Origin of the sequence: Pelagibacterium sp. (genome assembly GCF_048264985.1) — a bacterium.
Taxonomy (GTDB): Bacteria; Pseudomonadota; Alphaproteobacteria; order Rhizobiales; family Devosiaceae; genus Pelagibacterium.
The window spans coordinates 76,778-90,103 of the sequence record NZ_JBLXCL010000004.1; the positions used below are offsets into that span (position 1 = coordinate 76,778).

The 13,326-nt window shown below is 59.9% G+C and carries 17 protein-coding genes; 6 read left to right on the plus strand and 11 right to left on the minus strand.

The window, feature by feature from the left end; genetic code table 11:
- Window positions 1-350 precede the first annotated feature (350 nt).
- Window positions 351-770 carry a GNAT family N-acetyltransferase gene (locus tag ACN0TA_RS13200; RefSeq protein WP_417583662.1) on the plus strand — a complete coding sequence of 140 codons (420 nt, stop codon included), beginning with the start codon at window positions 351-353 and terminating at the stop codon, window positions 768-770.
- A 191-nt stretch (window positions 771-961) separates the two neighbouring features.
- Here the strand turns inward: ACN0TA_RS13200 and ACN0TA_RS13205 are convergent, their stop codons facing one another.
- From ACN0TA_RS13205 to ftsE, 4 genes are all read right to left on the minus strand, one after another.
- Window positions 962-1,303: a hypothetical protein gene (locus tag ACN0TA_RS13205; protein ID WP_417583664.1), complete on the minus strand. Its 342-nt coding sequence runs from the start codon at window positions 1,301-1,303 to the stop codon at window positions 962-964.
- Between the two features lie 245 nt (window positions 1,304-1,548).
- A complete protein-coding gene (locus ACN0TA_RS13210; RefSeq protein ID WP_417583666.1) occupies window positions 1,549-2,358 on the minus strand; it encodes a lysophospholipid acyltransferase family protein in 810 nt (269 codons plus the stop codon).
- Window positions 2,359-2,405: 47 nt separating this feature from the next.
- The gene (locus tag ACN0TA_RS13215) at window positions 2,406-3,326 is read right to left on the minus strand and encodes a cell division protein FtsX (RefSeq protein ID WP_417583668.1); all 921 of its coding nucleotides are present in this window, start codon (window positions 3,324-3,326) and stop codon (window positions 2,406-2,408) included.
- Window positions 3,319-3,978 carry a cell division ATP-binding protein FtsE gene (ftsE, locus tag ACN0TA_RS13220; protein WP_417583670.1) on the minus strand — a complete coding sequence of 220 codons (660 nt, stop codon included), beginning with the start codon at window positions 3,976-3,978 and terminating at the stop codon, window positions 3,319-3,321. The genes ACN0TA_RS13215 and ftsE overlap by 8 nt, the downstream gene beginning before the upstream one ends.
- A 153-nt stretch (window positions 3,979-4,131) precedes the next feature.
- Here ftsE and ACN0TA_RS13225 point away from each other — a divergent pair, with 153 nt between their 5' ends.
- Window positions 4,132-4,998: a zinc-ribbon domain-containing protein gene (locus ACN0TA_RS13225; RefSeq protein WP_417583672.1), complete on the plus strand. Its 867-nt coding sequence runs from the start codon at window positions 4,132-4,134 to the stop codon at window positions 4,996-4,998.
- Between the two features lie 27 nt (window positions 4,999-5,025).
- Window positions 5,026-5,430 (plus strand): response regulator, encoded by a 405-nt coding sequence (locus tag ACN0TA_RS13230; RefSeq protein WP_417583674.1) that lies wholly within the window; start codon window positions 5,026-5,028, stop codon window positions 5,428-5,430.
- A gap of 27 nt (window positions 5,431-5,457) precedes the next feature.
- On the opposite strand, the gene ACN0TA_RS13235 is transcribed toward ACN0TA_RS13230, so the two are convergent.
- Window positions 5,458-5,634 (minus strand): hypothetical protein, encoded by a 177-nt coding sequence (locus ACN0TA_RS13235; RefSeq protein WP_417583676.1) that lies wholly within the window; start codon window positions 5,632-5,634, stop codon window positions 5,458-5,460.
- On the opposite strand from ACN0TA_RS13235, the gene ACN0TA_RS13240 reads away from it, so the two are divergent.
- Window positions 5,633-5,878 (plus strand): hypothetical protein, encoded by a 246-nt coding sequence (locus ACN0TA_RS13240; RefSeq protein WP_417583678.1) that lies wholly within the window; start codon window positions 5,633-5,635, stop codon window positions 5,876-5,878. The two genes, ACN0TA_RS13235 and ACN0TA_RS13240, sit on opposite strands and share 2 nt — an antisense overlap.
- Window positions 5,879-5,943: 65 nt before the next feature.
- On the opposite strand, the gene ampH is transcribed toward ACN0TA_RS13240, so the two are convergent.
- The 3 genes from ampH to argH form a co-directional block, all read right to left on the minus strand.
- A complete protein-coding gene (gene ampH, locus ACN0TA_RS13245; protein WP_417583680.1) occupies window positions 5,944-7,053 on the minus strand; it encodes a D-alanyl-D-alanine-carboxypeptidase/endopeptidase AmpH in 1,110 nt (369 codons plus the stop codon).
- 208 nt (window positions 7,054-7,261) lie between these two features.
- Complete coding sequence (gene lysA / locus ACN0TA_RS13250; RefSeq protein ID WP_417583682.1) at window positions 7,262-8,548, minus strand: diaminopimelate decarboxylase; 1,287 nt, start codon at window positions 8,546-8,548, stop codon at window positions 7,262-7,264.
- Between the two features lie 3 nt (window positions 8,549-8,551).
- On the minus strand, window positions 8,552-9,934 hold the full coding sequence (argH, locus tag ACN0TA_RS13255) for an argininosuccinate lyase (RefSeq protein ID WP_417583684.1): 1,383 nt from the start codon (window positions 9,932-9,934) through the stop codon (window positions 8,552-8,554).
- A gap of 40 nt (window positions 9,935-9,974) precedes the next feature.
- Here argH and ACN0TA_RS13260 point away from each other — a divergent pair, with 40 nt between their 5' ends.
- Window positions 9,975-10,622, plus strand: a complete 648-nt coding sequence (locus tag ACN0TA_RS13260; protein WP_417583686.1) for a TlpA family protein disulfide reductase — start codon at window positions 9,975-9,977, stop codon at window positions 10,620-10,622.
- Window positions 10,623-10,715: 93 nt separating this feature from the next.
- Window positions 10,716-11,798, plus strand: coding sequence for an HD-GYP domain-containing protein (locus ACN0TA_RS13265; RefSeq protein WP_417583688.1), 1,083 nt, complete (start codon window positions 10,716-10,718; stop codon window positions 11,796-11,798).
- A gap of 8 nt (window positions 11,799-11,806) precedes the next feature.
- Here ACN0TA_RS13265 and ACN0TA_RS13270 read toward each other — a convergent pair whose 3' ends face one another.
- The 3 genes from ACN0TA_RS13270 to ACN0TA_RS13280 all read right to left on the minus strand — a co-directional run bounded on the left by ACN0TA_RS13270 (window position 11,807) and on the right by ACN0TA_RS13280 (window position 12,984).
- Window positions 11,807-11,995, minus strand: coding sequence for a hypothetical protein (locus tag ACN0TA_RS13270; protein WP_417583690.1), 189 nt, complete (start codon window positions 11,993-11,995; stop codon window positions 11,807-11,809).
- A gap of 26 nt (window positions 11,996-12,021) precedes the next feature.
- Window positions 12,022-12,210 carry a putative motility protein gene (locus tag ACN0TA_RS13275; protein WP_417583692.1) on the minus strand — a complete coding sequence of 63 codons (189 nt, stop codon included), beginning with the start codon at window positions 12,208-12,210 and terminating at the stop codon, window positions 12,022-12,024.
- A 93-nt stretch (window positions 12,211-12,303) separates the two neighbouring features.
- On the minus strand, window positions 12,304-12,984 hold the full coding sequence (locus ACN0TA_RS13280) for a rhomboid family intramembrane serine protease (RefSeq protein ID WP_417583694.1): 681 nt from the start codon (window positions 12,982-12,984) through the stop codon (window positions 12,304-12,306).
- Window positions 12,985-13,326 lie beyond the last annotated feature (342 nt).

Sequence of the window (13,326 nt, forward strand, 5' to 3'; positions counted from 1 at the left end):
TTGCGCATCGAGATGTCCCCGACAAAAATGGTCTCGGGCATTTGAAAAAGGCAAAGCCGAAAAATCTGGCGTAAGGAGCCGATGCACTGTTTGGCACCGAGCGGCTTGTGCTGCGGTCTTTCATCATGGCCGACCTCGATATCTATACGGCAATCAATACCGATTGACTTGCCATTCGCTATCTTGGTGGTCCCGTAACGAAAGCGCAGACGCTTGCACAGACGCGCTTTGCCACCAATTCTTGCAAGGAGAACCGGGTCGGCAAGATTGGCACCGAAGACCGGTCCGATGGCGCGTTTCCTGCCATGTGCCGACTGTCGCTCTAGGATTGATCTCCAAACGATCTCGAGATGGGCCGGCGCCTGGGCAACGCTCATTGGGGACAGGGTTGCGCCACCGAAGCCAGACGCGCCTCGTGCGACCACACATTCGGACATCTTGGCCCAAGCCGTTTGATCTCGATTGCCGATGTGCCCAACACCCCCTCGATCGCCATTATGGGCCGGCTCACCATGACCTGCGATCATCACGCCCGCCTAAGGGCGGGCAGCGACACATTCGACGCCGTGATCTATGCGCTGGGAAGCCGGCGAACCCGGACAATCCAGTCTTGGTCGCTGCGGTCTTGGACACTGGCGCAGCTCCAAATCGGTAGACGCTGGCCTGCCCTGCAGGTCGAACGAGCTTTGGCCCAGGCTTCACGATGCCTGCTGCCCGCGACAGGAATTGGGAATGCGCCGAACACGCCAAACGGGGCCGGCGCGGAATAAATTCGCAAACGCCAGGGCGAAACCGGGCAAACTGCCACAAGAGCACGGTCGCTCTTTTAAAGGCACAGAACGACAACCGTCAGGGCCTTGGCGACTTTCGACCTGACCAACCGCGGGACGAACGACTCCATTGCTCCGCAAATGCATTGAACACTATTAGCGCGAATGACAGAAAATATCGGCGGCTAAGCTTAAGCTGCCCGTCCCAAAACGCGGCGACTGCCTTCAAGATCCCAGACAAGGGTCATCACCGCGAGTGGGTCGTTCGGCGCCGATAGCGAAAGCATCCGCGCGCCATTGGCGCTCAGCCGGCGAAATTTTTCACGCGCCCGATGATCCCCGATGAGATCTTCGGCAGTCCCGGCCCAGCCGATCACACCATTATCCTCAAGCGCGTACAGGCGGCTGGGCGCCATCGAAACACTCGCCTCCCGCTCGCGTTCCATCAGATAGCGTCGGCCCGAGCGGCCGGTCCATAAGACATTGGCCGCCTCACCGACGCCCGCTTCCGCAATGCTGTCAAACCTGATCATGGCCACCCTCGAAAACGGCCCCGCGCTGACCCGCCCCGAAAAGCGGAAACTCTCCTGCCAGTCGGCTGTCAAATTAACTGGCCGGCCCGATGAGAACAAAGTTAGAACAAACAGAAGGCGCCGTCAATCCCATGCTTGCCCAGATCGTCCCATCGTCATCAACCGATGTCAAGATATTGTGTTCCGATTGGGGCAAAACACAATCTATCGCATTTTGGTGATTGAAGGGTCGATATTGGAGCCGGTCAGGCTTGGTTGCCTGCCTGCGCTTCAAGCGCGTCGATCCGGGCGCGCAGGCCGGGCGAAATCGGGCGGGCAAGGCCTTGGCGGGCATCTTCGAGCACCATGGCGTTGGTCTCGGCTTCGATCCGCGCGATCAGCGTTTTCGAGAACACCTCGCCCGAAAGTCCGGGCATGATCGGTTCGAGAAACTTGGCCCGCGCAGTGCCGGGCCAAAGCACAAGGCTGTTGCGCCCCCAGTAGAGGCCCGATGTCAGCGCCACGGGCACGACGGGCACATTCATAGCCAGATACATCCGCACGATCCCTGAGCGGTAGGCGGGCGTATCGAGCGGCGCACGACGGGTCCCCTCGGGAAAGATGATCACCCGACGCCCACGCTCCAGCGCGCCACGCGCCTCCCGGGTCATTGCCGGCAGCGCATCCTTGCCCTTTTTGCGGTCCACCGAGATCGTATCCATCCACCGCGCCGCCCAGCCAAACAGCGGAATGTCGAGCAGCTCCTTCTTGGCGATGAATGCCGGATGCCCGACATGGGGCAACATGGCGAAAATGTCCCAATCGGACTGATGCTTGGAGCCGATGATACAGCCGCCATCGGGGATGTTCTCGGTCCCGCTCACCTGTGTCCGTATCCCGACGATCCAGCGCAGAAAAAACAGATTCGACCCATTCCAGTACTGCGCCAGCCGCCAGCCTGCAGACTTCTGGTTCGGCGTCAGGCGCGACATCAGTCCGATGATGATCGCCAGAATGAACGTGTGAACGAAAAAGAACACATAGAACACCGCCGAGCGGATGGCCTGAACGATCATCTCTTTTCTCCGCAAAAGTGTTTCAAGCCGGTATCAGGGCCGCGCGCTCAGGAAATCTGGGAGAGAAAGCGCCGCACAGTCAAGCGCGACGTGATCGCCGTCAGCCCGGCAATGACCAGCACGACCCCGACAATGCCCAGTATGCCACTGATCCCAAGAGCAAACTGACCGAACAAGACCCCCAACTGCGCGCTCGATTGTTCGGGCACGACAGTGCTCATTGCCGTACCGGCCACAATGAAAAAGACGATTGCAGCCAATCCGCCAACAAGTCCGCCCTTGAGCCCGAGCAGCAGGAACCGCCCCTGAAACTCGCCGGCGATAAACTTGTTCGACGCGCCGATGAAATGAAGCACGTCGACGATCTCGCGGTTGGTGGACATGGTGCCGCGTGTCGCAAAGACAATGGCAAGCGCCGTGGCCACAAGGATCAGCGCCAGCACCAATATCCCGGAAACGACTATCGTTCCGGCCATGGTATTGAGCTGCACCCGCCAGGCGGCATGGGTTTCAAGCGTCGCGCCTGGAATCGCTGAAATCTCGCTCTCAAGCCGCGATATGTCGGCGGCATTGGAATCGGCAAGCTGTACGATCACCAGCCTGGGAATGGCGAGGTCCGAAAGATCCAGCCCTTCGCCAAGCCAGGGCTGCAGCAGATCTTCGCTTTCATCGATCGATACGACCCGCGCGCTTGCCACCCCGTCCACTGCCTCGGACAGCGAAACGGCAAGCCGCAGATTGGATTCGATGACTTCGCCGTCGAGCGGACGAATCTGGATTGTCAGCTCACGCCCGACTTCGGACGACCACCCCATCGCCGATTTTTGCACAAGCAGCACGCCGCCGAACGTCACACATGAGAGAAACGTCATGATGCCGATCAACAGCATCAGCGTACGCCCGGCCACCGACTGCGCCGGAACGATCGGGTTCGGGCGGGAAAAATTGAGCTTTAGCCCCTCACTCATGGATGGTGAGCTCCCCGTCATTGAGCAACATGCGCGGATAATCGAACTTGTCGAGCAGCGCCACTTCATGGGTGGCCAGAATGATCGTCGTGCCCATGCGGTTGAGCTGTTCAAACAGGTGCAAGAGCCGCTCGGACAGTTCCGGGTCCACATTGCCTGTCGGCTCATCGGCAAGCAGGATATCGGGGTTGCCGATCACCGCCCGCGCGATTGCCGCGCGCTGCTTTTCACCGCCCGAAAGCACGGCCGGGTGCGCGTCCATCCTGTCGCCCAGCCCCACCCAGTCGAGCAGTTCTTCGACATTGCCGCGATAGCTCGCCTCGGCCTGCCCGCGCACGCGCAGCGGCAGCGCCACATTCTCAAATGTGGTGAGATGATCGAGAAGCCTGAATTCCTGAAATACGATCCCGATATGGCGCCGCATCTGCAACAGCCTGTCGCGCTCGAGCGCCGAAACGTCCTCGCCGAACATAGAGACCGACCCGCGCGTCGGCTTGAGCGACAGCAGCAAGAGCCGCAATAGCGAGGTCTTTCCCGACCCCGAGGGACCTGTGAGAAAGTGGAACGAGCCCGGCGAGATCGCAAAGGTCAGGTCTTTGAGAATTTCCGGCCCATGTCCGTATCGAAGGCCAACATTTTCGAACGCGATCAAACCGCTGTACTCCGCGAATCACCTGTCTGGCGAGAATACTATCAGCCATCACCCCCCAATGGCCGCATCAAGGCAGCGTTTCAAGAGTTTTAACCCGTCCCGCATAGGGTTGGCCCAACATTTTCGGTCAACCGCCAGCGGTCAATCTCGCGCGTGATAATCACCTGTCCAAATTGCCAGACGCGCTACAAGCTCGCTTCCGACACGCTCAGCGCCGTCGGCAGGCAGGTTCAATGCGCTGCGTGCTCGGAATTGTGGTACGCGACGCCAAGCTTTCCCAAGCCCGCCACCCCGCGACCGGACCCCGAACCCTCCGACGACGAACTGATTTTCCGCGCCGACGACGACACTTTGTTTTCCACCGCCGACGAAGAAATGCTCGACGCTGCCTTCCTGCGTGTCCAACAGCTGGAGCCCAGCCAGGAGCCTCAACCCCAGAACGATGAGCCCAATTCGCCCGTGCGCCAGACCCAAACGCCGCGCCCGCCCGCCGACAGCGCTGTCAACCGCGCGCGCATCGAGGCGCTGGCACGTCGACGCAACGGCATGCTTGCCGCCCATCCCATCGCCCGCTTCCGGCGCATGTTCCGCATCACCATTGTCGCGCTGATGATTGCCAGCGTGGTCGCCGCCTTCACGCTACGCACCGAGATCGTGGCGGCCATTCCCCAGCTCGACGGGCTCTACCGCCTCGTCGGACTTGGAACCAATGTGGTCGGACTTGATTTTACTGAAATTAAGACTTTGCGAACCACGCAGGATGGAAACCCCGCCATTATCGTCAGCGCTAAGATTTCCAACATCACGAATCGCATAACTTACGTGCCGTCGGTGTTGGTGAGCCTGCTCGATCACGATGGCAGTATTGTCTATGAATGGTCGGTGACGCCTGCAACGCGCAACATTCTACCCGGTGACACACTGGCGATCGATGCGCAGCTTATCGGGCCGCCCGACGGCGTAACAAATATTAGACTGAGCTTTGTCGATGGCCAGAACGGGTCATCGGTCAGCCGCTGAAAGAGCAAGAGATAAGGGCAGAACCCCATGGCACGCATACTGGTGGCCGAAGACGATGAAAATGTCCGCGCCTTTGTCACGCGCGCGCTCCAGATGAGCGGTCATGAGGTCATCGACGCCTCCGATGGCGGCCTGGCCCTCGAAATCGCCATCGAAGAGAAGGGAAATTTCGACCTTCTGGTGTCCGACATCAAAATGCCGGTCATGGATGGCATCGGGTTGGCCCTCGCCGTTGGCGCCGAGTTCCCCGACATGACAATTTTGCTCATGACCGGCTTTGCCGACCAGCGCGAACGCGCCCACGGCCTCGACGCCCTGATCTACGACGTTTTGGGCAAACCCTTCTCGCTCGCCCAGCTGATCGAAAAAGTTGACGATGCCCTCTCGGGCAAACCCGCCGAGATCATCCCGCTCGCTCGCTCGGCGCTGTAAGCAATCCAATAACGGCAGATTTGCTGTTCAGGAACCGGTGCCCGTAGGCATCTGGATGGTATCGAGCATGTCCGAAATGAGACGTCCCTGATCATTGTTCAGTGCATCGAACAACAGATTCACCTGCTCCTCGCCAACGACCGACTGAAGTAAGGTCAGAAAAGTCGGGTCCACCCAAAGGTCGGCGATTTTTTCGTCCAGCATGGCCGAGGGGATCGCCGCACGATCTATATCCAGATCCGACAGGCGCGACGCCGTCGACCAACTGGCGGTCTATCTGTTCGGGATATCGGCCCGCCCCTTCCAAAGGCGCACCCACCAACGCAACGTCATTAAGGGATTGGCCACACACCTGGTCCGCCACCATGGCCCACACGCCATTGCGCCGGACATCGCCCAACGGTTTCCCGAACTGGTCCGCGCGTCACGCAAAGGACTTGCCCGCTGATTTCGGCATCTGCTCTTACCGCCTTCCTGGTCAACGGGAAGGCGGCAAATACTGCTTTGGACGGCTCAACGCGGCGCGAGTCTGGCAATCAACTGGTTGGCGACATTGGCCATTGCCGTCGCGGCGGAAAAGTCGAACTGGTTGATGGAGATGAAGACACCAACGCCGCGCGACGGCGCAAACGCGAGGTAGCTGAAAACACCGTCAGTGCCGCCGGCCTTTTGGATAATGAGCGGTCGGTCGCCTTCGGGCATCATGATCACCCAGCCGAGCCCCATGGCATCCATGTGTCCGGACTCATCCATTCCCGCCACCGGGTTCAGACCGTCGCGTATGGCCCAGGCGGCGTGGCTTATGGCGCGGGTCTCCGCATCGATCTGATCGAAACGATCGAGGTTCCAGTGAAGATATTTCACCATGTCATTGGCCGTCGCATAGAGCGAAGAGGCGCCAAACCGGTTAGGGACCGGTTCGCCCGGATCCATCTCAACGCCATTCCAGTCATACCCGGTCATGACGTTGTCGCCCTGGGGTCGAAGATAGCCGGTGGACGTCATTCCCATCGGGTCGAGGAGTTTTTCCTGGACCAGATCGGCGTAGTCCATCCCGGAGGCCCCTGCGAGCGCCATCGCAAGAAGGTCGTAGGCGACATTCGAATACAACATGCCTTCGCCCGGCGCAAAGAGCAGCGGACTATCGGCGAGATTGGCGGCGAAGGAGGCGTCGCTATACCTCTCAATGCCGTCGCGCGGTTCAAGTTCGCGCGCCAGCCCGCTGCGGTGCGTGGCCATGTCGATCAACCGGATTTCCTTGCCGTCATATCCGGGGAGCGTGTCGACAACGCTAAGAAATGGCCCTGCGGGTTCGGTCAACGCGACATCGCCGCGGACGGCAAGGCGAGCGAGCGCTAGGCCCGTAAAGCTTTTCGTGATTGATCCGATGCCGATCTGGGTTTCACCATCGGGCTCGATGCCGCTGCCGGTTCTCACCTCGCCGAATCCGAAGACAGTGCTCTCGCCGTTCCGAACGGCGGCAATCACCATGCCGGGCACGCCGGTGTCGAGATGAAATATCTGGCCGGTGAACCCTACCATCTCATCGAGCAGCGGATCATTGGCCAATGCTGGTGATGAGACAAGAAGTGCAGCGGTTGCGGCGGCGAGGATATGTTTCATCAGAGGCTCCGAGTTTCTGGCAGGAGCCGGCATGGTAAGCACACTAGCTTAACGTTTAGATATGGCGCTGCTGCGGTCTTGCCCCTGACCGCCGACAACGTGTTTTCTTGAACGCAGACGCATTATCTCGGCCACATTCTCACGGGCGGAGCACCAACCACTACAAGGCAAAACCCGACAGCGGCCCGGTTCCCTGCAACGCCCCGATCTAGGCCGCTCCGGCCGCGTCCGTCACCCATTCGGGAACGGAATCCTGCCCGATCAGATCGTCAAGCGTCTGCCGGGGCCTGATTGTGTGCCATTTGCCGCCATCGACGAGCACTTCAGCGATCAGCGGGCGGGTGTTGTAGGTCGAACTCATCACAGCGCCATAAGCGCCTGCGCTCATCACCACCAGCAGATCGCCCTCGGTCACGTCGGCCATATCCCGGTCGAGGCCGAGATAATCGCCGGTCTCGCACACCGGCCCCACAATGTCGGCGCGGATGGTCTTGGACGTCTCCCCAGCCTCCTGAACCGGAAAGATGTCGTGATGGGCTTCGTAAAGCGTAGGGCGAATCAGATCGTTCATGCCGGCATCGACGATGACAAAACTCTTTTTCTCGGTCCGCTTTACATATTCGACCCGCGTCACCAGCACCCCCGCATTGCCGGCGATCAGCCGTCCGGGTTCTAAAATGACCTTGCAGCCCAGCGGGTCGGTATGGCGCCGCACCAGCTTGGCATATTCCACCGGATCGGGTGGCGGGGTGTTGTCCTTTTGATAGGGAATGCCCAACCCGCCGCCCACATCGATATGCTCAATGGGGTGCCCTGCTGCCCGCAATTGCTCGACGAGCCCGGCCAGCAGCGCAAATGCATTGTCGAACGGTTCAAGATCGGTGATCTGGCTGCCGATATGCATATCGACACCCACGGCCTTCAAATTCTTGCACGCGGCGATGCGGGCATAAACCGCTTCGGCCCGGGCGAACGGAATACCGAACTTGTTCTCGGACTTCCCCGTCGAAATCTTGGCGTGGGTCTTCGCGTCGACGTCCGGATTGACCCGCACCGACACCGACGCGATCGTATCCATCTCCGCGGCGACCGCGTTGAGTCGTTCGAGTTCGGGCTCGGATTCGACGTTGAAACACAAGATCCCGACTTCGAGCCCGCGCCGCATTTCGGCCCGGCTCTTGGCGACCCCTGAAAAGATGATCTTGTCGGCCGGTATCCCGGCCCGCAGCGCCCGTTCCAACTCCCCCAGCGACACAACGTCGGCCCCGATTCCCTGCTGGGCGGCGAGGCTCAGCATGGCCTGGTTGGAATTGGCCTTCATTGCGTAGGCGACAAGCGTATCGGTGCCCGCAAAGGCATCCATCATCACGGCGATATGGCGCGTGAACGTCGCCTGCGAATAGCAATAGAACGGCGTGCCGATCTCTTCGGCAACCGCCGTCAGATCAACGTCCTCGGCAAACATCCAGCCGCCGCGATAAGCAAAGTGATGCACCGATCAGGCCTCCAGCCGCGCGCGCCAGCCCTCGACCTGCGCCTTCACATTGGCGGGCGATGTCCCGCCGAAACTCGTGCGTGACTTGACTGAGTTTTCAACGCCCAGCACCTTGAACACCTGAGAGGTGATGCGTTCGTCGATTGCCTTGAAGTCCTCGATGGTCAAGCCTTCCAGCCCGCAGCCCTTGTCCTCGGCTGCAGCCACGGCCCGCCCGGTGATGTGGTGTGCGTCACGAAACGGCACATTGGCCGCGCGCACGAGCCAGTCTGCAAGATCGGTTGCGGTTGAAAACCCGGCCCCTGCAGCTGCTGCCATTCTTTCGCGATTGACGCTGAGATCGCTCATCATGCCGGTCATCGCCGCCAGCGCCAGCGAGAAATTGTCCAGCGCGTCGAAAGCGATTTCCTTGTCTTCCTGCATGTCTTTCGAATAAGCCAGCGGCAGCCCCTTCATCACCATCAACAGCGAAGTGAACGCCGCAAAGATCCGCCCAACCTTGGCCCGGATCAGTTCCGCAGCGTCAGGATTGCGCTTTTGCGGCATGATCGAAGAGCCCGTCGAAAACTTGTCCGAGAGCCTGACGAACGCAAATTGCGCCGATGACCAGATCACCAGCTCTTCGGAAAGCCGGGACAGATGCATCGCACAGATCGAGGCCGCTGACAGCGCTTCGAGAATGAAATCGCGGTCAGATACCGCGTCGAGCGAATTGGCCATCGGCCGGTCGAACCCCAGCGCTTCCGCCGTCATCTCCCGATCGATGGGAAACGATGTCCCTGCCAGCGCCGCTGCGCCCAACGGGCTTTCATTGAGCCGCTTTCGCGCGTCGAGCAGCCGGCCCTTGTCGCGCTCAAGCATTTCCACATAGGCCAGCATATGGTGCCCGAAAGTCACGGGTTGGGCGCTTTGCAGATGGGTGAACCCTGGCATCACGGTGCCGGCTTCAGTCTCGGCCTTGTCGATGAGAACTTTTTGCAGACTGCCCACCTGCGCCGCCAGCATATCCAGCCCGTCGCGGACATAGAGCTTGAAATCGGTCGCCACCTGATCGTTCCGCGAACGCGCAGTATGCAGCCGTCCCGCAGGCTCGCCGATCAGATCCTTCAATCGGCTTTCCACGTTCATGTGGATGTCCTCAAGCGCTCGCGAGAAGGTGAACGATCCCGCCTCGATTTCCGCCTGAACGGTGTTTAGACCCGAGATGATCGCGTCCTTATCGTCGCGCGTCAGAATGCCGGCTACTTCCAGCATGCTCGCATGCGCTATCGATCCGGCGATGTCATGCTTGTAAAGGCGCTTGTCGAAGCCGATAGAAGCGTTGATCTCTTCCATGATGGCGTCGGGGCCTGACGAAAATCGGCCTCCCCACATGCGATTGCTCATCGGCGCCTCTTTATTTTGAAAATTTGCGAGTGAAGGTTTTATGGATCAGGACGAAAAGCGAAAATCATCCCGCCCCATCATTGTTGGCACGGGCCTTTTCGCAGCGGCGGTAGGTATAGCTGTGGCCGTCTGGGTTAGCAATGGCACCGCGACAGCGGCAACCTGCCCCGTGCGCGCCGAAGCCGCCAAGGCCATCGACGATGCAGCAACAGGCGAGCTCGCCGCCCTCATGCCGTCTTCGCAATGGCGCAATTACGCCGATATGGAATTCCAGGACGGCCAGGGCAATCCGATGACGCTCGCCGATTTCGCGGGCAAAAAGCTGCTCATCAATTTCTGGGCAACCTGGTGTGCACCCTGTCGCGAGGAGATGCCATTCCTCGATGCCCTTGAGGATCGCTATGGCGGTGAGGAATTCGAGGTGGTCGCCATCAGCCTCGACATGGGCTCTGACGGCCCCGCCGCCGCCGGGCTGTTTCTCGAAGAGATCGGCGCTGAAAACCTGAAACTGTTTGCCGACCCAAGCTACAAGCTGTTCGAGCGCCTGCGCAATGAAGCCGTGACCTTGGGCCTGCCGGCCACAATTCTCGTCGATGAGGACGGGTGCGAGCTTGGCGTACTCCAGGGCCCGGCCCATTGGGACAGCCCCGACGGACACAAGGTCATCGAAGCGCTTCTCGAAATATGATAAGTAATTACGCTTACTAAATATTGAGGGATCGCGGGCAAAATATGGTCCGAGGAGTCGCCAACCGCGGCGACAAAACAGCGGATCACCAGCTTGACAGGTTCGAGCGTCGCCGTTTTGATGATCACCGACGCGCCGCAGGCAGCGCCAGAACTTGCTGCGCGCTTGCCCCAGATCGTCCGCGTCGCGCCGCTCGGAGAACTCGACAACATCGATTTTTCTAACTATTCGGCAATTCTGGTCGATGCAGACCTGTCGCGCGCAACGACAGTCGACAGGCTCAAACGCGGCCTGCAGGCTCTGGAGCGCGCCTTCCCGCGTTTCTTCATGGTCACCGAAGGCCGTCGCGTCGAACTGGTCCAGGCCAATGTCCTTGGCGCCCATGCCACCGAACCCCGGCCGCTGAACGCCGAGGGCCTCAAGCGCCTGCTTGCCGGCCAGCCAGATGCGCCCACCCTCAGGCTTTCAATCGCCAACCGGGCCGAAAAAGCATCGACTGCCGCCACGGCTGAAGCGGCCTCGAAAGCGCTCGGCAGCGCCTTTGAGACACTGCGGGACGGGGCCACTTTCGATTCATCGGGCATGGCAAAAGCCAGCGATGCTATCGTTGACAACATAAGCGATGTCGGGCTCGGCCAATGGCTCGACACCGTACGCACTCACCACCGGGGTACCTACCAGCATTGCCTGCTCGTCACTGGCGTGCTCACCAATTTTGCCCAAACTGTGGGCATGAGCCGCGCCGACATTGCAAAGCTCACCACCGCTGGGCTGCTCCATGACATCGGCAAGGCCACAATTCCGATCGCCATCCTCGAAAAGCCGGGAAAACTGACTCCCGAAGAATTTTCCCGGATCTCCCGACATCCCGCCGACGGCTATGACTATCTCAAGGCTCATGGCGATTTTGGCGACGATATCCTTTCCGCAGTGCGGGGCCATCACGAATATCTCGACGGCAGCGGCTATCCCGATGGCCTCGAGGCAACCCGGATTAACGATCTGACACGGATCGTCACCATCTGCGACATCTATGGCGCGCTGAGCGAAAGCCGGTCCTACAAGCCGGCAATGTCGCCCTCGCAGGCCCTGACAATTCTCGATGACATGGGTGCTGCCGGCAAAATCGAGCCCGCGCTGGTCCGCGCGCTGCGCCGCGCCGTTGGCTTTAGCTGATCACCGCACTAAGCGGATTTGTCGATGTGCGATGTCGCCTGTACGTCCGATTTTGGCGCATCGCGCCGCGCTATGGCCTTTTCAATCGCCACGGCGCCACGTTCCCTGGCGATCAGTGCCGTTGTCGCCTCAAGGCTCCCCGCCTCGATCCGGGCCATTCGGTGCAATAAAATGTCGGCGGAATGTTGGATCAGCATGCGGCCAGCTCCACTCACCCCATGCCTTAAGCGCGTTTGTCGACCATCGCGCCCATGCCTGCGGGCGCGGGCGCAGGCGCGCTCTCGACAGCTTCGGTCAGCATGGACACAAGGCTCATTTCCATTTCGTGCTGCTGTTTGACCATCAGCATTTGGGCGGTCTGAACTGTCTGTGCCTGCTTCATGGCCACCGCCGTGGCAGCAATATCGCTCATTCTGGCCCGTCCTCGTCGCTTCTGCGTTGAGTGCCAAGTCTAGCGCCCCACGCCTAAGAAACCCTTACCCCCGATTAACCATTGCCCAGGACCCTACCGGCCCCACAGGCCGACCTCTCGCCGCTTGAACACCACCACCAGCAGTGCTCCTGCAGCAACCCCGCCCAGATGCACCCACCATGCAACCCCGTCGTCACCCCAGATGAACACGTAGAACAATTGGGTGGCTACCCAGAGTCCCAAGACCATCCATGCCGGCAGGGCAAGAGGAAAGGTGACGATCAGCCTGTTGAGAACGAAGACCCGCACTTTGGGGTAGAGAATGAGATAAGCGCCGATAATCCCTGCCACCGCTCCCGAAGCGCCGACCAGCGGACCCAGAGAATCGGGAAATAGCACAAGATGGGCAAGCCCGCTCAGGATCCCGCACGCAACATAAAAGACAAGATATTTTACGTGCCCCATGGCGTCTTCTACATTGTCGCCGAACACCCACAGGAACACCATGTTTGACAAGAGATGCAGCCAGTCGGCATGCAGAAACATGTAGGTAAAGATGCTCACCTGGTCTGGGAGCCACGGCGCCGGCCCCTCGACCGCCCCATTCACCACGGCAGGAATCATCCCATAGGTGATGTGGCCATAAAACAATCCCTCCTGCCCGCCTGCCCATTGCAGCGCAAACACGGCGAGATTGACCACGATCAATCCATAATTGACGAAGGGTCGCTCGATATGGGCGATCTTGTTGCTGTCATAGAGTGGCAGAAACATCGGCCCGGTCCCCTGTCATGGCGCTCGCAAAATTCTCGGCGTAGAGCAGTCCGATACCATTTCTGCCCTCGGCGCGCGCGGCAATAAATAGGGGAAGGTGTCAGCTCGCTCAACTCGGGTCGACGCTTGAACCATTGTCGTCCTCCCAGTTCGGTCAGCGCCCCGGCATCGCTTTGTTGCGCGCATATCGGGCGGCTGGGCGATGGCGTCCGCACCGATTAGGTTATGGACGCCGGGCGTCCGCAGACCAATGTCAATGACCGGAAAGACAATGCCAAACTGGAAAAATGCCTAAGATCTTGGGCATTTTTCACCCCTTGGGGGCGAGCCTGAAATGCCAAA